The 18,573-nt window shown below is 65.0% G+C and carries 18 protein-coding genes; 6 read left to right on the top strand and 12 right to left on the bottom strand.

The window, feature by feature from the left end; translation table 11 throughout:
- Positions 1–33: 33 nt before the first annotated feature.
- Entirely contained in the window at positions 34–1,932 is a 1,899-nt protein-coding gene (locus WA237_RS07230; protein WP_336097185.1) for a cation:proton antiporter, read from the bottom strand.
- Positions 1,923–3,101: a deoxyguanosinetriphosphate triphosphohydrolase gene (locus WA237_RS07225; RefSeq protein ID WP_336097462.1), complete on the bottom strand. Its 1,179-nt coding sequence runs from the start codon at positions 3,099–3,101 to the stop codon at positions 1,923–1,925. The genes WA237_RS07230 and WA237_RS07225 overlap by 10 nt, the downstream gene beginning before the upstream one ends.
- A gap of 70 nt (positions 3,102–3,171) precedes the next feature.
- On the opposite strand from WA237_RS07225, the gene WA237_RS07220 reads away from it, so the two are divergent.
- Positions 3,172–3,495 carry a HesB/IscA family protein gene (locus WA237_RS07220; RefSeq protein WP_009815298.1) on the top strand — a complete coding sequence of 108 codons (324 nt, stop codon included), beginning with the start codon at positions 3,172–3,174 and terminating at the stop codon, positions 3,493–3,495.
- A gap of 34 nt (positions 3,496–3,529) precedes the next feature.
- Here the strand turns inward: WA237_RS07220 and WA237_RS07215 are convergent, their stop codons facing one another.
- The 3 genes from WA237_RS07215 to WA237_RS07205 are packed head-to-tail and all read right to left on the bottom strand — an operon-like array spanning position 3,530 to position 6,174.
- Positions 3,530–4,441, bottom strand: a complete 912-nt coding sequence (locus WA237_RS07215; RefSeq protein WP_336097184.1) for a DMT family transporter — start codon at positions 4,439–4,441, stop codon at positions 3,530–3,532.
- On the bottom strand, positions 4,438–5,520 hold the full coding sequence (locus WA237_RS07210; RefSeq protein ID WP_336097183.1) for a DUF6902 family protein: 1,083 nt from the start codon (positions 5,518–5,520) through the stop codon (positions 4,438–4,440). Before WA237_RS07210 ends, WA237_RS07215 begins: the two co-directional genes overlap by 4 nt.
- A 60-nt stretch (positions 5,521–5,580) precedes the next feature.
- Positions 5,581–6,174: a hypothetical protein gene (locus WA237_RS07205; protein ID WP_336097182.1), complete on the bottom strand. Its 594-nt coding sequence runs from the start codon at positions 6,172–6,174 to the stop codon at positions 5,581–5,583.
- 413 nt (positions 6,175–6,587) lie between these two features.
- Between WA237_RS07205 and xth the strand changes: the two genes are divergently transcribed.
- From xth to eno, 3 genes are all read left to right on the top strand, one after another.
- The gene (xth, locus tag WA237_RS07200; RefSeq protein ID WP_336097181.1) at positions 6,588–7,370 is read left to right on the top strand and encodes an exodeoxyribonuclease III; all 783 of its coding nucleotides are present in this window, start codon (positions 6,588–6,590) and stop codon (positions 7,368–7,370) included.
- Between the two features lie 20 nt (positions 7,371–7,390).
- The gene (locus tag WA237_RS07195) at positions 7,391–8,281 is read left to right on the top strand and encodes a DMT family transporter (RefSeq protein WP_336097180.1); all 891 of its coding nucleotides are present in this window, start codon (positions 7,391–7,393) and stop codon (positions 8,279–8,281) included.
- Between the two features lie 126 nt (positions 8,282–8,407).
- Entirely contained in the window at positions 8,408–9,682 is a 1,275-nt protein-coding gene (gene eno, locus WA237_RS07190) for a phosphopyruvate hydratase (RefSeq protein WP_009815305.1), read from the top strand.
- A gap of 142 nt (positions 9,683–9,824) precedes the next feature.
- Here the strand turns inward: eno and WA237_RS07185 are convergent, their stop codons facing one another.
- From WA237_RS07185 to zwf, 4 genes are all read right to left on the bottom strand, one after another.
- Positions 9,825–10,100 carry a glycine zipper 2TM domain-containing protein gene (locus WA237_RS07185; RefSeq protein ID WP_009815306.1) on the bottom strand — a complete coding sequence of 92 codons (276 nt, stop codon included), beginning with the start codon at positions 10,098–10,100 and terminating at the stop codon, positions 9,825–9,827.
- 102 nt (positions 10,101–10,202) lie between these two features.
- Positions 10,203–11,828, bottom strand: a complete 1,626-nt coding sequence (gene pgi, locus WA237_RS07180) for a glucose-6-phosphate isomerase (protein ID WP_442970248.1) — start codon at positions 11,826–11,828, stop codon at positions 10,203–10,205.
- A gap of 79 nt (positions 11,829–11,907) precedes the next feature.
- Positions 11,908–12,579, bottom strand: coding sequence for a 6-phosphogluconolactonase (gene pgl / locus WA237_RS07175; RefSeq protein ID WP_216017022.1), 672 nt, complete (start codon positions 12,577–12,579; stop codon positions 11,908–11,910).
- Positions 12,576–14,030 carry a glucose-6-phosphate dehydrogenase gene (gene zwf, locus WA237_RS07170; RefSeq protein ID WP_336097178.1) on the bottom strand — a complete coding sequence of 485 codons (1,455 nt, stop codon included), beginning with the start codon at positions 14,028–14,030 and terminating at the stop codon, positions 12,576–12,578. The genes pgl and zwf overlap by 4 nt, the downstream gene beginning before the upstream one ends.
- Before the next feature lie 154 nt (positions 14,031–14,184).
- Here zwf and WA237_RS07165 point away from each other — a divergent pair, with 154 nt between their 5' ends.
- Both WA237_RS07165 and WA237_RS07160 read left to right on the top strand, forming a co-directional pair.
- Entirely contained in the window at positions 14,185–15,168 is a 984-nt protein-coding gene (locus WA237_RS07165; RefSeq protein ID WP_336097177.1) for a radical SAM protein, read from the top strand.
- A gap of 105 nt (positions 15,169–15,273) precedes the next feature.
- Complete coding sequence (locus WA237_RS07160; protein WP_336097176.1) at positions 15,274–15,957, top strand: M48 family metallopeptidase; 684 nt, start codon at positions 15,274–15,276, stop codon at positions 15,955–15,957.
- A 54-nt stretch (positions 15,958–16,011) separates the two neighbouring features.
- Here WA237_RS07160 and WA237_RS07155 read toward each other — a convergent pair whose 3' ends face one another.
- From WA237_RS07155 to WA237_RS07145, 3 genes are read right to left on the bottom strand one after another with little or no spacing between them, the layout of a single operon-like run.
- Positions 16,012–16,554, bottom strand: a complete 543-nt coding sequence (locus WA237_RS07155; RefSeq protein WP_336097175.1) for an RSP_2648 family PIN domain-containing protein — start codon at positions 16,552–16,554, stop codon at positions 16,012–16,014.
- Positions 16,551–17,747 carry an RSP_2647 family RNA methyltransferase gene (locus WA237_RS07150; RefSeq protein WP_336097174.1) on the bottom strand — a complete coding sequence of 399 codons (1,197 nt, stop codon included), beginning with the start codon at positions 17,745–17,747 and terminating at the stop codon, positions 16,551–16,553. Before WA237_RS07150 ends, WA237_RS07155 begins: the two co-directional genes overlap by 4 nt.
- 43 nt (positions 17,748–17,790) lie before the next feature.
- Positions 17,791–18,420: a DUF6778 family protein gene (locus WA237_RS07145; RefSeq protein WP_336097173.1), complete on the bottom strand. Its 630-nt coding sequence runs from the start codon at positions 18,418–18,420 to the stop codon at positions 17,791–17,793.
- Between the last annotated feature and the right edge of the window lie 153 nt (positions 18,421–18,573).

Below are 18,573 nucleotides of genomic sequence, written 5' to 3'. Positions count from 1 at the left end.
ATCGCGCCGGGTTTACCACTGCCACCGCCCGCGTCAATCGGATGATGGCTTGGCCGCGTCTGCCTTTGACGGCTCTGCCGGGGCCTCGGACGCCTCCTCAGACGCTTCCTCGGACGCCTCCTCAGCCATCGGCGCAAAGTAAACGAGATGCCAGCCCGCCGTGCCATTGGGCTCCATCTCTTCCGCGATGAGACGAATATCACGCCCCGGCTTCACCTCGGCCAAGGCCACAGCCTCGGGGTTCGCCGCCCGCCAGCTCTCCAGATCGGGGCCGTCGTCGAGACCCCATTCGAGAACTTGCACTTCCCAGCCCTCGCCCATCCGCCGGCCAATCTCGAGATAGCTCAGCCCGTCGCAATAGCTCCGCCCACCGAGCGTCACCGGCATCGCATGCCGCCGCTGCTCCTGTTTCGCGGGTTTGAGCTGATAGACATTCTCATGGCCGAACTCCGGCGCGAGATCGGTGGTGATCAGCGTGTTGAGCGCGTCATTGTCGCTGAGCGCCACGATCCGCCCATAGCTGATGAACTCGACCCCATGCTCGGCCGCCTCCGACAGGATGTTGCCCACGAAAATCGGCAGCCCCGCCTCGCGCACACTGCGCAGCCTCGTGCGGTTGCTGTCCGCCACCAGAACCGGCACCTCGAGCCGCTTGAGCGCCAGCCCGAAAGAGGCCGCAAACCGCGATCCCCCGGCAATGAGAACCCCGGGCACCTGCGCCGCGCTGAGCCCAAGCGCGCGGGCCATCGGCGACATGGTGAACCCGTGCAGGATCACCGTCGCCGCCACCAGCGCAAAGGCAATCGGCGTGAGCCGCGCCGCATCCTCGACCCCATCGGCATAGAGACGCTGGGCAAAGAGCCCCGCCACCGCCACCAGAACCACGCCGCGCGGCCCGGTGAACCCGACCAGGAGCCGCTCGTTCATCGGCAGCTTGGTCCCGAGAAACGACACCAGCACCGTCGCCGGACGCACCACCAGAATGATCACCGCCACAAAGGCCCCGGTCCGCCAATCAAGCGCCATCAGCGTCTCGGGCTTGAGCGAGGCGGCGAGCACCACGAAAACACCCGACACCAAAAGGATCGTCGCATGTTCCTTGAACCGGCGCAGCTCGTCATAGCTCGGCAGCTCGGCATTGGCGATCCAGAGCCCCATCACCGTCACCGCCAAAAGACCGCTCTCATGCAGCATCCCGTCGGAGAGCGCAAAAACCCCGAGCACCATGGCGAAAAGCAGCGGCACTTTCATATATTGCGGCACCAGCTCGCGGCGAAAGGCCCGCACCACGCCCCAGCCCCCGGCAATGCCAAGCGCAGTGGCGAGCGAAATGCCCAGCACCAGATCGAGCACCGCATCGCCCATGGTCTCCGTCGCCCGCATCACGAGGATCATCTCAAAGGCCAGAACCGCCGCCAGCGCCCCGATGGGATCGTTGACAATCGCCTCCCAATGCAAGAGCTGCGCCGGCCTGCGCGGCAACCGCGCCTGACGCAGAAGCGGCGCGATCACCGTAGGCCCGGTGACGATCATGATGCCGCCGAACACCAGCGACGCCTCCCAGCTGAGCCCCGCCACATAGCGCAGCGCCAAGGTCGACAAAAGCCAGCCCAAAGGCGCGCCCACCACCACCAGCCGCCGCACGCCTTCGGCGGCACTGCGCAGATGGTGGAAATTGAGGGTAAGACCGCCTTCAAAGAGGATGATCGCCACCGCGATGGAAATCATCGGCTGCATCAGCGGCCCGATATCGCGCCCCGGATCGAACAGACCGAGCAGAGGCCCGATCACCAGACCCGCCCCGAGCATCAGCACGATGGCCGGCATCCTGAGCCGCCAGGCGAGCCATTGCGCCCCCACCCCGATGCCCCCGACCAGGGCAAAGGCCATCACCGGGCTGAGCCCCTCGGCCATCGCTGTCTCTACCGCCATGCGCGTTCCTCGTTACCTGTGCCCCCAAAGAACCGTGCATGGCTTTGGTAGGCATACCTGTCTGTCATTCCTGCGATATAATCGGCCACCAGACGTGCCATCGCGGTCTCATCCTTGGCCCGCGCCACATCTTCCTGCCAGTCCTTCGGAAGGAACTCGTTGCGCTCCATATAGAACGGAAACAGGTCCTCGACCACTTTCGTCACCTCCGCCCGCATCACCATGACGCTCGGCGCGCGGTACATCCGGGTGAAGAGAAACTTGCGGATCACCTGCAGCTCGGCCCAGAGATCCTGGGAAAACCGGATCACCGGCCGCCCGAGATCGCGGATCTCCTGAGAGCTCGCAACGCCCGACTGACTGAGCGTGGCGCGCGACGTGTCGATCACATCGCCGACCATGACGCCAAACACCCGGCGCAGCGCCTCATGCCGCCGCCGCACCCGGCCCAGCCCCGGATAGGCCGCATCCACCTCGCGGAAACACGGCCCCACGATGGGCAGCTCCAAGAGCTCCTCTTCGGTAAAGAGCTTGGCGCGCAACCCGTCATGCAGATCGTGATTGTTATAGGCGATGTCATCGGCCAGCGCCGCCACCTGCGCCTCGGCGCTCGCATGGGTGTGCAGCTCGAGATCATGGCGCGCATCATATTCCGCCAACGCATAGGGCAGATCGCCGAGCACCGGGCCATTGTGCTTGGCAATCCCCTCCAGCGTCTCCCAAGTGAGGTTGAGCCCGTCGAACTCTGCATAATGCCGCTCGAGCGAGGTCACGATGCGCACCGCCTGCGCATTATGGTCGAACCCACCATAGGGCTGCATCAAGGCGTCGAGCGCATCCTCGCCGGTATGCCCAAAGGGCGTGTGACCCAGATCATGCGCCAGCGCCACCGCCTCGGTCAGCTCGGCATTGAGGCCCAGCGCGCCGGAAATGGTCCGCGCCACCTGCGCCACCTCGATCGAATGGGTGAGCCGCGTGCGAAAATAATCGCCCTCATGTTCGACAAAGACCTGGGTCTTGTGCTTGAGCCTGCGAAAGGCGCTCGAATGAATGATCCGGTCCCGATCCCGCTGAAAACACGAGCGAAACGCGCTCTCCTCCTCGGGCACAAGACGCCCGCGCGCGGCCATCGGCTGTGCCGCATAGACTGCCGTCATCTTCTCATTGATCCTTGTCGCCCCGTTCTGCCCTTCATATATTGCAAAGCGACGGACAAACAAAGCTTACGGGCCGAAAACCATGCAACTGCCTCCCAAAGTCACCGACCGCGCCTTTGAACGCCTCGCCGAGATCGGCGCCGGCGCCCAGGGTCAGGCCCTGCGCGTCGCGGTCGAAGGCGGCGGCTGTTCCGGCTTTCAATATGAGATCAAGCTCGACGCGCCCGAGGCCGATGACCTCGTGCTCGAGGGTCAGGGCGAACGGGTCGTGGTCGATGCCGTGTCGCTGCCCTTTCTCACCGGGGCGACCATCGACTTTACCGAGGAACTGATCGGCGCGCGGTTCATCATCGACAATCCCAACGCCAGCAGCTCCTGCGGCTGCGGCACGTCCTTCTCTATGTAATCACCCTATTATTAGGGTCTTATGAAGCTGCGCGTCATTCGGCGGGCACCGCACTGGCCTGTGCCGCGCGGCGCTGAGGCAGGCTCTGATCCCAGATGAGCCAACCGCCCGCCACCATGATGATCGCCGCCCCTATATAGACGGTGAGCGCCGGCATCTCGCCAAAGGCCACCGCGCCCAACAGCACCATCCAGACGAACTGAAGGTTCATCAGCGGCGTCACCACATAGGCCGGCATCATCCGAAACGCCGCCACCAACACCCACCGCGCCCCAAAGAGCACCCCGGCATAGAGCATCGCCAGCGCCAGATCGCCAAGCCCCATCGGCTGCCACACGAACGGCAAGGCCGCGGCCATCACCAGACCGAGGCCGAGATTGGGATAAAACACCTGCGCCAGAATATTGTCATCGCGCAGCCCGATATAGCGCGACGCCATCATCGACACACAGCCCAGAAGCACCGCCGCCAGCGCCACCAGATGGCCCAGCCCAATATCGCTGAGCCCGGCGGGAAAGAGACACATCACCCCCACCGCGCCAAGGCCCAGTGCCGCCCAGGCCTGCGGCCGCACCGCCTCGCCCAGAACCGGCCCCGACAAGAGCGCCGTCACCAGAGGAATGAGCGCGATGAACAAAAACACCTCCGCAAAAGGCAAGAGCCGGAAGGCATAGTAAAACGCCACCGACCCGGCCACCGTCGCCGCCACCCGCAGCGCCATCACGCGCGGACAATGGGTGCGCATCCCGCGCCGCGTCCCGCCGCGCCGATTGGCCCCATAGGCCAGCCCCGCCACCATCAGCCCCGACAGCGCGAAAAGCTGCGGCGCCGCATAGCCATGGGCGAAAAGCTTGGTGATCGCGTCGGCGCTCGAAATCAGCAAAGTATAGAGCGCGACCATCGCCACGCCGAGCGGCAGCGCGCTACGCAACACCCCGGCGCTCATGCTCGCAGCTCCATCTGCAGACCGACCCGCGAAAACCCGTGGAAAAACGCATCGAACTGCCCGGTCGCCGCCTCGGCCGCGGCAATCGCCGCCTGCGCCTCCTGTGACAGCCGCGCCGCCACCGTTTCGCGCATCTTGGGCCAGTCGCCGCTGCGGGTGTTGCCCATCGCATAGATGCATTCCGACAATTCCCGCAAGGGGCCGGAAAGCGGCCGCACCCGACGGAAAACCACGCGCCCCTCGGGCACCTGGTCGGCAAAACCGCCCAGCCCCGTCAGAGACAAATACCAATTCAACATCAGATACTCGTGATAGTCGTCCGCCAAAGGTGCGGCCTCGTCCGGGACCAGGGAGAAACAGCGCAGTTGTTGGCGCAGCCAGATGTCCCAGACCTCGGGTGGCTCTTCCCCGGCAAAGCGCAGCGCGATGCAGATTTCCGCCAGCAGATCGGCGTTGAAATCGAGAAAGGCCAGTGTTCCTGCAAAGATAAGACTGTCATGCATGGCGGCATCGATCTGCGGATCGACGCGCCCATATTCCGACAGGTAGAAAATGATATGGGTCAGCTCATAGGCCGCCTTCTTGTTGGGCATGGCAAAGGTCTGCGACCGCCCGGCAAAGGCCCGAAGCCGCGCCTCGAGCGCCGCCCCCTCGCTCGCCAGCGGATCGACCCCGCGCCGCAGACACAGACGCCGCGCCTCGGCCCGTTGCAAATCCGACAGCTCCGCCTCGGCCAAGCCCTGCGCCGCGACCCATTCGGCCAACCGCGCGCCCTTGTCACCGCCAAAGCCCAGATCTTCGAGATCGAGGCACATCGACAGGTGAAACCGGTAATATTGCGGAAAAAACCCAAGCCGCGCCTCAAGCTGCTCATAACCCGGCTGATGCAGCGCCAGCGCCTCCGGGCCGAGCGTCGCGCCGGTGGTCTCGAGAACGTTCAGGATCTCGGCATTCTCCTTGAGCCAGAACACATCCTCGCGCGCCCGCCGGTCCTCGGCGAAATTGCGGACCAGCGCGCCTTGACGCGCCGCCGCAGAGGTTTGCCGGAACGGGACATTCAGTCGGACAACATTATGCATGGGTCTTTCCTTGTCGGCTGGCCGGGGCAAATGCCCCGTTCCGGTTGCGTCAAATCTCGATCAGAGGCTCGAGGTGAAGAGCGCCACGGCATCGCCATCGCGGGTCTTGCTGGCCGAGGGGGCGAGGCTCGAGGTGAACATTTCCACCGCGTCGCCATCACGGGCTTCGGTCGCCATCGGCGCGAGGCTCGAGGTGAACATCTCGACCGCATCGCCGTCACGGGCTTCGGTCGCCATCGGCGCGAGGCTCGAAGTGAACATCTCGACCGCATCGCCGTCACGGGCTTCGGTCGCCATCGGTGCCAGGCTCGAGGTGAACATTTCCACCGCATCGCCATCGCGGGCTTCGGTCGCCATCGGCGCCAGGCTCGAGGTGAACATCTCAACCGCATCGCCGTCACGGGTCGAGGTCGTCATCGGCGCGAGGCTCGAGGTGAACATCTCGACCGCATCGCCATCACGGGCCGAGGTCGCCATCGGTGCCAGGCTCGAGGTGAACATCTCAACCGCGTCACCCATCAGCGCATCGCCCGCCATCACCGGGCCGAGGGACGAGGTAAAGGCTTCAACAGAGCTGCCATCATGCAGGCTTTCCACGCGCTCAACGCTACGCAGGCTGGTCACATTCACTTCATGCTTAAGTTGTGCGGTCATCTTTCGATCTCCCCGGATCAAGGTTGCAGATGCCTAACTGCCGCACACGCTAAACGGGTTTGTCTACGAAGATTTTAACGCTAAAGTTTTATCCACAGCCCTGTGAATTGTTCAACTTCGCCGCGCAATCCTGCCCCCCGGATCAGGAGTTTCCGCCCGCCCCCCGAGGCTGACGTCGGGGAAAATATTTTGCCTGTGGATAGAATCTCTGCGTTTCTCATATGGAAACGACCTCAACCCATGCGGGTATCGCCCTGAGCGCGCAGCGAAGCTCCGGGAATCCGCCGCGTCCGATTCGCGCGCTCATGCACGGGCTCCGCGGCGCCCTCTCGCGACCCCAGAGTTTGCGCACAACGCTTGCCCCCACCCGACGAACACGCGATAGAGGGCCAGTGCATCGCGGAGGACCGGGTATGAAAATCGCCAGTTTCAACATCAACGGCATCAAGGCCCGGATCGACGCCCTGCCCGCATGGCTCGACGAGGCCCAGCCCGATGTCGCCATCCTTCAGGAAATCAAATCCGTCGACGAAAACTTCCCGCGTGAGCTCTTCGAAGAGCGCGGCTATCAGGTCGAAACCCACGGCCAGAAGAGCTTCAACGGCGTCGCCATCCTGTCGAAACTGCCGCTCGAGGATGTCACTCGCGGCCTGCCCGGCGACGACGCCGACGAACAGGCCCGCTATATCGAGGCGACAGTGATTGGCGCGCACAGCGCGCTGCGGCTCTGCGGCCTCTACCTGCCCAATGGCAACCCCGCGCCGGGGCCGAAATACGACTATAAACTCGCCTGGATGGAACGGCTGAAATCCCGCGCCGAGGCGCTTCTCGCGCTGGAAGAGCCCTTCCTCATGGCCGGCGATTACAACATCATCCCGCAAGACGAGGATGCCAAACGCCCCGAGGCCTGGCGCGAAGATGCGCTCGCCCTGCCGCAAAGCCGGGCCGCCTATCGCCGGATCGTCAATCTCGGCCTGACCGAGGCCTTCCGCGCCCGTACCCAAGGTCCCGGCCATTACACCTTCTGGGACTATCAGGCCGGTGCCTGGAACCGCGACGACGGCATCCGCATCGACCATTTCCTGCTGAGCCCGCAATGCGCCGACCGCCTCACCGATTGTCAGATCGACAAACATGTGCGCGGCGGCGACAAGCCCTCGGATCACGTTCCGATCTGGATCACGCTCGACATCTGAGCCCTCTGAAAGCCTGAGCAATGGACAATCTGCGCGGTGCGCTTCTCATGGTTCTCGCCATGACGGGTTTCGCCTTTGAAGACGCCTTCATCAAATACATGGCGGCCGATCTCCATATCGGCCATATCCTGATGCTGCTGGGGCTCGGCGGCACGGTGATCTTTGCCCTCGCCAGCGCCCTACAGGGGCAGCCCGTCGTCACCCGCGCCCTCGTCTCGAAACCGATCCTGCTGCGCAATCTGGGCGAACTTATCGCCGCCATCGGCTTTGTCACCGCGCTCTCCATGGCCGATCTGTCGCTGGTCTCGGCAATCCTGCAGGCCAACCCGCTCGCCGTGACGCTGGCCGCCGCGCTCTTCATGGGCGAAACCGTGGGCTGGCGCCGCTACAGCGCCATCGCCGTGGGGTTTCTCGGCGTGCTGATGATCATCCGCCCCGGGTTCGACGGGTTCAACTTTGCCTCGCTCTGGGCGCTGACAGCGGTCTTTGCCCTCGCCCTGCGCGATCTCGCCACCCGCCGCGCCCCGCCAAGCGTCACCTCGATGCAAATCTCGACCTATGCCTTCGCCACCATCGCGCTCTCCGGTCTCGGGCTCTTGCTGATGGGTGGTGAGCCGCTCTTGCCCGCAGGCTTTCCGCTCTGGCCGCTGGGCGGCGCGCTCATCGCGGGCTGCACCGGCTATTACGCCGTGGTGGCCGCCAACCGCGTCGGCGACGTCTCCTTCATCTCGCCCTTCCGCTACAGCCGGCTTCTGGTGGCGCTGGCCATCGGCATCATCGCCTTTGGCGAACGCCCCGACGCCTGGACGCTGCTCGGCTCGGCCATCATCATCGGCTCCGGCCTCTACACGATTCTGCGCGAACAGCGGCTCAAAAGGCGCAGCCGCGATACCGCCGTGAAACCGACGTAAAACCGTTACCGGCATCATCGGCGCAATCTCCTCGCAAATCGCCGTGTTAGCGATAACATATCCGGTTCCCTTTTCACCGGTTCTTTGCTACTGAACGGGCAACACTGGTTATTCAGGAATTGCCCCATGAGCACGATTATCGACATCCACGCCCGCGAAATCCTCGACAGCCGGGGCAACCCCACCGTCGAGGTCGACGTGATCCTCGAAGACGGCACCATGGGCCGCGCCGCCGTCCCCTCGGGTGCTTCCACCGGCGCCTATGAGGCGGTCGAACGCCGCGATGGCGACAAGAGCCGCTACATGGGCAAGGGCGTGCTCGAAGCCGTCGCCGCCGTCAATGGCGAGATCGCCGACACGCTCCTGGGCTTTGACGCCGCCGAACAGGTCGCCATCGACGAAGCGATGATCGAGCTCGACGGCACCGACAACAAATCCCGCCTCGGCGCCAACGCCATCCTCGGCGTCTCGCTCGCCACCGCCAAGGCCGCCGCGGATTTCTGCGCCCAGCCGCTCTTCCGCTATGTCGGCGGCACCTCGGCCCGCGTCCTGCCGGTGCCGATGATGAACATCATCAACGGCGGCGAACATGCCGACAACCCGATCGACATTCAGGAATTCATGATCATGCCGACCTCGGCGGAGAACATCCGCGACGCGGTCCGCATGGGCGCCGAGGTCTTCCACACGCTCAAGAAAGAGCTCTCCGCCGCCGGCCTCTCCACCGGCATCGGCGACGAAGGCGGCTTTGCCCCGAACATCGCCTCGACCCGCGAAGCGCTCGATTTCGTGCTGAAATCCATCGAGAAAGCCGGCTACAAGCCCGGCGACGACATCCATCTCGCCCTCGATTGCGCCGCCACCGAATATTTCAAGGACGGCAAATATGTCCTCTCCGGCGAGGGCAAGACCCTGAGCTCGCAGGAAAATGTCGACTACCTCAAGGCGCTGGTCGCCGATTACCCGATCATCTCGATCGAGGACGGCATGGCCGAGGATGACTGGGACGGCTGGATCGCCCTGACCGAGGCGCTGGGCGACAAGGTGCAGCTGGTCGGAGACGATCTCTTCGTCACCAACCCCACCCGCCTCGCCGAAGGCATCGAACGCGGCGCCGCCAACTCGATGCTGGTCAAGGTCAACCAGATCGGCAGCCTCACCGAAACCCTGCGCGCCGTCGAAATGGCCCACCGCGCCCGCATGACCAATGTCATGTCGCACCGCTCGGGCGAAACCGAGGACGCCACCATCGCCGATCTCGCCGTCGCCACCAACTGCGGTCAGATCAAGACCGGCAGCCTCGCGCGCTCGGACCGGCTGGCGAAATACAATCAGCTCATCCGCATCGAGGAAATGCTGGGCGACACCGCCATCTACGCGGGCCGCTCGATCCTGCGCTAACCGCGGATCACAGCCCCAAACGACACAAGGCGCGCGGCTCCCGCGCGCCTTTTTCATGTCCGCCCTTCGCCCAAACAAAAAAGGGGCGCGCTCCCGGCGCACCCCTTCTTCGGTGGAACTCAAACCTAAACCAGGCTCGGTCTTACGGGCACGGCGCCTCGTAATAGGTGCCATTGCCGCGCGAATAGGCGCAGACATTGCGCTGGTTGTTCTGGGCCACGACCGTACCGGCCGCCGCACCGGCCAGCGCCGAGATCAGCCGCCAGTCATCATCCGCTCCCAGAGCCTCGGCAGTGATCAGGCCAGCAGCGGCCCCACCGGCCACACCGGCCACGGTGCGCTGATCAGAGGTCATGTTTTCACAGGCCCCCAGCACCAGCATCGACGTCCCTGCGATCATATGTACGATCTTGGTCATGACAAATTCCTTTCGCCTTGCGTTTCGTTGTCTGTCCCTCAACGCAAGCCCCCGAAAGGGGTTCCATCGCCGCGACAAAATTTCCCACGCGTTCGGCGGATCTCAGCGCTCGCGCGCCCAGAACCTCTGGGCATAGGCCACCAGCGCCCGGGTCGAGCCGTCTTTGCCCTCCGCGCTCTCCTCGCCGGCCAGCACCGGCTCGAGCGCCCGGGCAAGCTCTTTGCCAAGCTCCACCCCCCATTGGTCAAAGGAGTTGATGCCGAGCATCACCCCTTCGACAAACACCCGATGCTCATAGAGCGCGATGATCTGCCCCAGCCGATAGGGGGTGAGCTGATCGATCATCAGCGTCACCGACGGCCGATTGCCCTCGAACACCCGATGCGCCGCCTGCCGGTCGCGCTCTGCCCCCTCATAGCCCGCCTCGGCCATCAGCGCCTGCGCCGTGGCCATATCGCGCCCGCGCATCAGCGCCTCGGATTGCGCCAGACAATTGGCCAGCAACAGCCGGTGATGATGGGCGAGCGTCGGCTCATGGCCTTCGGCCGCCACGATGAATTCGCAAGGCACCACCTGCGTGCCCTGATGGATGAGCTGATAGAACGCATGCTGGCCATTCGTGCCCGGCTCGCCCCAGACCACCGGCCCCGACGGCAGATCGAGCGTGCTGCCATCCATCCGCACCCGCTTACCATTCGATTCCATCTCAAGCTGCTGCAAATAGGCCGGCAGCCGCTCCAACCGCTGCGCATAGGGCAGCACCGCCCGCGTCGGGAACCCCATCACCTGATGATGCCAGAGCCCCACAAGACCCAGCATCACCGGCATGTTCTCGGCCAGAGGCGCCTCGCGGAAATGCCGGTCCATCGCCGCCCCACCCCTGAGCATCATGCCAAAGGCCTCGGGCCCGATGGCAATCATCAGCGACAGGCCGATGGGCCCCCAGACCGAATAGCGCCCGCCGACATAATCGCCAAAATCGAACACCTGCTCAGGCGGCACGCCAAATTCGGCGGTCTTCTCCTTGGACGAGGACAGCGCCACGAACTGCTTGGCCGGGTTGTCCACCGCCGTCGCCATCCAGTCGCGCACCGTCGCCGCGTTGGTCATGGTCTCTTGGGTGGTAAAGCTTTTTGACGCGACGATCACCAAGGTCTGCCGCGGGTCGAGATGATCGAGAATATCCGCCGCATCCGCCCCGTCGACATTCGACAGGAAATGACAGCGCGGCCCTTGCCGGAATGTCTCGAGCGCCCTGACCGCCATCTCCGGCCCGAGATGCGAGCCGCCGATGCCGATATTGACCACGTCAGTGATCTCGCCGCCCGCGCCCTTATAGCTCTGCGCCCGCACCCGCCGGGCAAAACGCTTCATCCGCTCGAGCGTGTCGCGGATCTCGGGCATCACATCGCGGCCATCGACCTCGACCGGACCGCCCTCGAGATTGCGCAGCGCCGTGTGCAGCACCGCCCGCCCCTCGGTCTCGTTGATCCGGGCGCCGGAAAACATCGCATCACGCCGCGCCGCGACCCCCGCCGCCTCGGCCCAGCCGAGCATTGCCGCCCGGTCCTCGCGGTCGAGATGGGTCTTGGCATAATCAAAGAGCAGCCCGTCAAACCCGATGGAAAACGCCTCGGCCCGACCTGCGTCCTCCTCAAACAGCGGCAGAATACCCCGCGCCCGCGCCGCCTCGCCCCGCGCTTTCAACTCGTCTTGCACTTTGAACAAATCCCTCAATTCCGAAAATCGGCCCCGATCACAGCCCCGGCCACAGCCCCGGCCACAGCCCCGTGACCGCGCCCCAAATTCACGGTGCCCAATGCACCTCGATATCGTCGAGCACCGCCGCCACCGGCGCCTGCAGCGGCGTCATCGACCGCGCCCGATCAAGCGCCCCGCGCTTGGCATCGCCCATGATCACCAGATGCTTGCTCATCGCGTCGTTGAGCACCCTCGCGCTCATCGTGATGCGCGGCTCCGGCTCGCCCTCGGCCCGCATCGGCACGAGCACCGGCGCGTCGCGGCTGAGCGCCTCTTCAATCCGGTCGCCGCCGGGAAAGAGCGACGCGGTATGCATATCCGTCCCCATCCCCAACAGCAGCACATCAATCGGCAGCCGCGCCTCGATCCCCGCCGCCAGATCGTCGATCACCTCCTCCGGCGTCTCCGCCCGCCGGTAGAGCGGCACATGGGTCGCCTTCGCCGCCCGCTCGACAAAGAGCCGCTCGCGCAGCAGCTTGGTGTTCGAGCGGATATGCTCCTCGGGCCGCCAGCGCTCATCCGAGAGCGCCACATCCACCCGGCTCCAATCGAGCCGCGTGGCACAGAGAATGTCGAAAACCGGCCCCGGCGTCGTCCCGCCCGGCACCACGAGAAACGCCCGATCCTGCGTCTCAAGCGCCGTGTTGAGCGCCCCGGCCAGCCGGTGTGCGAGCTGGATCGACAGCATGTCTTCGTCAAGATACTCGTTGAAATTCATGGCTTTATCTCCCGCCAACGGCGCCCGTCCCGATGCATCAGGAACATGGCGCTCTCCGGTCCGGAACTGCCCGGCGCATAGGGTTCAGGCGCCTGCCCCGACCCGTCCCACTCCGCGATGATCGGATCGGTCCAGGCCCAGGCCGCCTCGACCTCGTCGCCGCGCATGAACAGCGTCTGGTTGCCCCGGATCACATCCATGATCAGCCGCTCATAGGCATCCGGGAAATCCGCCTCATCGGGCCCGAGCACCTCCGCGAAACTCATGTCGAGCGGCACATCCACAAGACGCATTCCCCCCGGCCCCGGTTCCTTGATCGTCACGCCAAGCTCGATCCCCTCATTGGGCTGCAGCCGGATCGTCAGGATATTGTTATGGCGCTGCCCATCCTCTTCGAAAATCGAATGCGGCGCGTCCTTGAAAATGATGGCAATCTCGCTCGCCCGATCCTTGAGCCGCTTGCCGGTGCGCAGGTAAAACGGTGTCCCGGCCCAGCGCCAATTGCTGATATGCGCCTTGAGCGCGACAAAGGTCTCGGTGGTGCTGTCGCGGCTCTCCACCTGATTGCGATAGCCCGGCCGTTCGCCATCGCCCTCATATTGACCGCGCACGATATTGTCGGGCTCCACCGGATCAAGCGCCCGGATCACCTTGAGCTTTTCGTCGCGCACCGCATCCGGGTCGAACTTGGCCGGCGGCTCCATCGCGATGAGACACAGAAGCTGCATGAGATGGTTCTGCACCATATCCCGCATCGCCCCCGACCGGTCGTAATAGCCGCCCCGCGTGCCGACACCGACGCTCTCGGCCACGGTGATCTGGATGTGATCGACATATTGGCTGTTCCACAGCGGCTCAAAGAGCATATTGCCGAACCGCACCGCCATCAGGTTCTGCACCGTCTCCTTGCCGAGATAATGGTCGATCCGGTAAATCTGGCTCTCGTCGAAATGCCGCGCCAGCATCTGGTTGAGCTCCTTGGCCGAGGCCAGATCGCGGCCAAAGGGCTTTTCCACCACCAGCCGCGTGCCCTCGCCCGCCATCCCATGCTTGTTGAGCCGCTTGGCCAGATCGCCAAAGAGGCTCGGTCCCACCGAGAAATAGATCGCCCGGATGCGGTCGCTATGCATCTTGCCGGCCAATTCCTCCCAGCCGGTCTCGCCCTTGGCGTCGAGCGTGACATAGCTCAGCAGCTTGAGAAAGGATTTGAGCGCACGCACCTTCACATCGCTCTTGTCGAGAAACTCGCGGATCGCCTCCTCGGCAAAGGCGCGATAGGCCTCGCTGGTCATCTCGCCCCGCGCCGCGCCGATGATCTGGCTTTTCTTGCCGATCTGACCCGCGTTGAACCGCTGATAGAGCGCAGGCAGAATCTTGCGCCGGGCAAGATCGCCCGTGCCCCCGATGATCACCAGGTCGAAAGCCTCGACTGGGATGACGCGTGAAACCATCTGCACCTCTTTTCGCCGGACCCGATGCCCGGCTTTGGCCCGAGACTAACACGCCCCCCGGTGTTCACAATGGCGTCAAATGCCCCTGTGCGGACTTTTATTGCCGGGCTGGCGTCTTTAGTCGATGGTAGAGCACCAATGTGACGGGACCATCATGAAAGATCACGCAATCACGCCGGACGATGCCAGCCTCACCGCCCAAGCCCCGGACGGCGCGGCAAAATTTTCCGACCCTGCCGTGACCGCCAAGGGCGAGCCGCGCGCCTCCGTGCCGCTGAGCCATCCCGAAACGCTCTGGTTCAACACCGGCACGCTGTGCAACATCACCTGCGTGAATTGCTATATCGAGAGCTCGCCAAACAATGACCGGCTGGTCTATATCACCGAGCCCGAAATGCGCGCCTATCTCGATGAGCTCACCGCCCGCAACTGGCCGGTGCGCGAGATCGCCTTCACCGGCGGCGAACCCTTCATGAACCCCGAGATGTGCGCCATGGCCCGCACCGCGCTCGCCCGTGGCTATGAGGTGCTCATCCTCACCAATGCCATGCGCCCGATGATGCGCAAATCCGTGCAGGCCGATCTCGCCGCGCTGATCGCCGACTATGGCCCCCGCCTCACCCTGCGCATCTCGCTCGACCATTGGTCTGAAGAGATGCATGACCAGATGCGCGGCAAGCAGGCCTTCGCTCGCACCCTCGACGGCATGATCTGGCTGCGCGACCAGGGCGCGCGCATGGCGGTCGCCGGCCGCACCCTCTGGGACGAAAGCGACGCCGAGGCCCGCGCCGGCTATGCCGCGCTCTACGCCCACCACGGCTTTGACATCGACGCCAGCGACCCGGGCACCACGGTGCTTTTCCCGGAAATGGACGAAACCGTCGATGTGCCCGAAATCACCACCGCCTGCTGGGACATTCTCGGCAAATCGCCCCGCGACGTGATGTGCGCCTCCTCACGCATGGTGGTGAAACGCAAAGGTGCAGCGACCCCCACCGTGCTCGCCTGCACCCTGCTGCCCTACGCGCCCGAGTTCGAGCTCGGCACAACCCTGGCCGAGGCCGAAGGCGACGTGGCGCTCAACCACCCCCATTGCGCCAAATTCTGCGTGCTGGGCGGGGCCAGCTGCTCGGCCTGAGCGTCGCGCCACGTCACCCCGGTGGCCCGCGCGGCTCTTGGGGTATTTGACACCAGAAAGAGGCCCCGTCTTGCCCCGCCAGAGCCCCGGGCGCATATATGAGAGATGTTGAAACTCACCCCGATTCTGCTCGCCCTGCTCTACGGGTTCGTGATGTACCGCTTCTCGGCCTGGCGCACCGCGCGCGAGCTCGACGCCCGCTCGACCGAGCTGGCCGATCCGATGCTGCGCGTGATGAATGACCGGCTCGCCCGCGCCCTCGACCTGCCGCGCATCCGCGTCCATATCTACGAGATCGACCCGGTCAACGGGCTTGCCGCCCCCGACGGGCGCATCTTCATCACCCGCGGCTTCTACCGCCAGTTCCAAGAGGGCAAGGTCAGCGCCGACGAGCTCGCCTCGGTCATCGCCCATGAGCTGGGCCATGTGGCGCTCGGCCATGCCCGGCGGCGGATGATCGACTTTTCCGGCCAGAACGCCCTGCGCACCGCAATGGCGCTGATGCTGTCGCGCATCTTGCCGGGGATCGGTGGGGTCATCGCCAATGCGCTCACCTCGCTGCTCGCCGCCCGCATCTCGCGCGCCGATGAATACGAGGCCGACGCCTATGCCGCGGCCCTGCTGACCAAGGCCGGGATCGGCACCGCGCCGCAGATCTCGCTGTTTCAAAAGCTCGAAAAGCTGACCGAGGCCCGGGGCGGCGCGGCCCCCGCCTGGCTGATGAGCCACCCCAAAACCGAAGAGCGCATCAAGGCCATCGAGAAACTGTCGCTGAGCTGGCAGGGCTGACGCAGCCCCGCTTCTTTCTGGTGTCAAATACCCATGAAAGCCGGCCCGCCGCGCTCAGGCGGTCAGGGCCTTGGCGAGCCGGGGCAGCCGTGCTTTCTTCAAAAGCGGCCGCAAGCTCCACGCCTCGCCCGAGAGCCGCCGCGCCTCCGCCAGAACCCGCGCCGCCACCTCGGCCACCATGTCGGGATTGGCCTGCCAGAACCCCATGAGAAACGCATCCGGGTCGGCCCGGCTCAGCCCCTCTTCGGCGAGGATATTGCGCGGGAAATCCTTGGCATTCATCGTCACGATCACATCCGCCGAACTGGCGATCGCCACCGCCAGCACATGGGTGTCGGCCGCATCGGGCAGCCAGAGCCGCGCCTCGATCCCCGGCGCCGGCGCCACTTCGGCCTTGGGCCAGCGCGCCGCCAGTAGCGCCGCCTCGCCCGCCGCCTGCGCCGCGCCCTCCGGCCCGAGCTTTTGCGCCGCGCGCACCCATTCGCCAATGATCCGCTCGGACCAGAGCGGCGTGAACGCCCCCGTGCCCGCCACCCCCAGCAGCATCTCGCGCATCACCGTGGGATAGATCACATTGGCGTCGAGCAGCGCTTTCATAGGGCGAAGAACAGCGCCTTGAGATAGCCGCTCTCGGCGAGCTGCGGATGCATCGGATGATCCGGCCCGGCAAAGCCCGTGTGGATGAGCCGCGCCTCTCGCCCGGCGCGACCGATGCCCCGCACCGACGCGCCCCGGAACGCCCCGAGATCGGCCGCATGCGAACAGGAACAAAGCCCCAAGAGCCCGCCCTCGCGCACCAGCGGCGCCGCCAGCCGTGCCACCCGCTCATAGGCCCGCAAGCCCCGGTCGAGCGCCTTTTTCGTAGGCGCAAAGGCCGGCGGGTCGCAGATCACCACATCGAATGTCTCGCCTTCTGCCGCCAGCGCTTCGAGCTGGGCAAAGGCATCGCCGCGCCGCGTGGCAAACCGCGCCTCGGCCCCCATCGCCGCCGCCCCGGCCTCGGCCAGCGCCAGCGCCGGCTCCGACCCGTCGACCGCCACCGCGCTCTCGGCGCCACCCGCCAGTGCCGCGAGCGAAAAGCCCCCGACATGGGAAAACACATCGAGCACCCGCGCCCCCCGCGCAAACCGCGCGGCAAAGGCATGGTTGGGCCGCTGATCATAGAAAATCCCGGTCTTCTGCCCGCCCATCAGATCGGCCATATAGGTCGCGCCATTCATCGGCACCGCAAGCGGCCCGTCGGGCGCCGCCCCGCGCAGCACAGCGCTCTCTTCATCGAGCCCTTCGAGCGACCGCGCCCGGCCAGAGGCGTTCTTGATCACGGTGCGGACACCGGTCACCGCCACCAGCGCCTCGCTCAGCCCCTCGATCATCGCCTCGGCCCAGGCCGCGTTGGGCTGGATCACCGCCACATCGCCGAACCGGTCGATGATCACCCCCGGAAGCCCATCGGCCTCGGCATGGACGAGCCGGTAGTAAGGCGCCTCAAAGAGCCGCGACCGCAGATCGAACGCCCGCCGCAGCCGCGCCTCGATCCACGCGCCCCCAATCTCGGCGCCGGTGTCGCGGTCGAGAACCCGCGCCATGATGCGCGAATTGGGATTGATCGCCACCAGGGCCACGGGATTGCGCTCGGCATCCTCGAGCAGGCCGATGGTGCCCGGCGCGATGGCCCGGCTGCGGCGGTCGGTGACAAGCTCGTTGTCATACACCCAGGGAAACCCGTGCCGGATGTGGCGCGGGCTCATTTTGGGTTTCAGGCGGAGAATAGGCAAAGGGGACAGCGTCATGCCGTCCCCTTAGATCAGTTTGCGCGCTCTGGGAAGAGCCGGATCAGTTGAACATCTCAAGAAGCCCGAGCCGCACCGCCTTGAACCCTTCGGGATCGGTGAGCTCGGTGCGCACGACCTGGGCCAGATGCTCGGTGATGCGCACCTTCTGGGTCTCGCCCCGCGCCTCGGCCGCCACCGCCGCCTCGCCGCCATAGGCCTTGAACCCGGCTTCGACAAAGCGCGAGGGGGCCAGCGGCTCGCCGGTCTTGGGATGCAGCAGCGTCATGTTGAATTCCACGTCATGCACGCCACCGGTGGTGTAGCGGGCCTTCTGGGTCAGCGCGTGAAAGCGGGTGATCTGGATGTGCAGATCGACCGTCGTCGGACCATCGAGCCCGGCCACACCCTTGGTCATCGCATCCTCGACGATGGCTTTGACCTGCGCATGACGGTCGCCCAGCGGATCTTCGCGCCAGACGATATCGCCTGCGGGGAAGTAGCGATTGGCCTCGCTCACCTCAAGGCTCTGCGGCACATCGACGATTACCCGGTTGATCTTGAGCGCCGGCACAGAGGGCGCCGCGATAAGCTCGTTGCCCGGCGGCGTGTTACGGGTGGCGGTATCGCTCATGGCACAGGCGCTCAGCCCCAGCCCCACAAACAGCGCAGTCATCACACGGATCAGTTTCATCTTGTCCTCCAGCGGGCCGAAACCCTCTTTGGGCTTTTGCCCTTGTCTGGAAACAATCTGCGCGAGAAATAAGGCGCATTTGAGATGGATTTAGTTCAATTCAGTGATGGTTTCAGGTCCGCGCCATGGCCGCATAGCCCTGCAAAGGCTGGC

Origin of the sequence: Roseovarius sp. CH_XMU1461, from assembly GCF_037027165.1 — a bacterium.
GTDB classification, from domain to species: Bacteria; Pseudomonadota; Alphaproteobacteria; order Rhodobacterales; family Rhodobacteraceae; genus Roseovarius; species Roseovarius nubinhibens.
The sequence above is the reverse complement of the archived record's forward strand: the minus strand, read 5'-3'. Positions and strand labels throughout refer to the sequence as shown.

Coding starts and splice junctions, on each gene's coding strand:
- WA237_RS07230 (WP_336097185.1), bottom strand. CDS start 1,932: ATGGCGGTAGAGACAGCGATGGCCGAGGGGCTCAGCCCGGTGATGGCC.
- WA237_RS07220 (WP_009815298.1), top strand. CDS start 3,172: ATGCAACTGCCTCCCAAAGTCACCGACCGCGCCTTTGAACGCCTCGCC.
- WA237_RS07215 (WP_336097184.1), bottom strand. CDS start 4,441: ATGAGCGCCGGGGTGTTGCGTAGCGCGCTGCCGCTCGGCGTGGCGATG.
- WA237_RS07210 (WP_336097183.1), bottom strand. CDS start 5,520: ATGCATAATGTTGTCCGACTGAATGTCCCGTTCCGGCAAACCTCTGCG.
- WA237_RS07205 (WP_336097182.1), bottom strand. CDS start 6,174: ATGACCGCACAACTTAAGCATGAAGTGAATGTGACCAGCCTGCGTAGC.
- xth (WP_336097181.1), top strand. CDS start 6,588: ATGAAAATCGCCAGTTTCAACATCAACGGCATCAAGGCCCGGATCGAC.
- WA237_RS07195 (WP_336097180.1), top strand. CDS start 7,391: ATGGACAATCTGCGCGGTGCGCTTCTCATGGTTCTCGCCATGACGGGT.
- eno (WP_009815305.1), top strand. CDS start 8,408: ATGAGCACGATTATCGACATCCACGCCCGCGAAATCCTCGACAGCCGG.
- WA237_RS07185 (WP_009815306.1), bottom strand. CDS start 10,100: ATGACCAAGATCGTACATATGATCGCAGGGACGTCGATGCTGGTGCTG.
- pgl (WP_216017022.1), bottom strand. CDS start 12,579: ATGAATTTCAACGAGTATCTTGACGAAGACATGCTGTCGATCCAGCTC.
- zwf (WP_336097178.1), bottom strand. CDS start 14,030: ATGGTTTCACGCGTCATCCCAGTCGAGGCTTTCGACCTGGTGATCATC.
- WA237_RS07165 (WP_336097177.1), top strand. CDS start 14,185: ATGAAAGATCACGCAATCACGCCGGACGATGCCAGCCTCACCGCCCAA.
- WA237_RS07160 (WP_336097176.1), top strand. CDS start 15,274: ATGTTGAAACTCACCCCGATTCTGCTCGCCCTGCTCTACGGGTTCGTG.
- WA237_RS07155 (WP_336097175.1), bottom strand. CDS start 16,554: ATGAAAGCGCTGCTCGACGCCAATGTGATCTATCCCACGGTGATGCGC.
- WA237_RS07150 (WP_336097174.1), bottom strand. CDS start 17,747: ATGACGCTGTCCCCTTTGCCTATTCTCCGCCTGAAACCCAAAATGAGC.
- WA237_RS07145 (WP_336097173.1), bottom strand. CDS start 18,420: ATGAAACTGATCCGTGTGATGACTGCGCTGTTTGTGGGGCTGGGGCTG.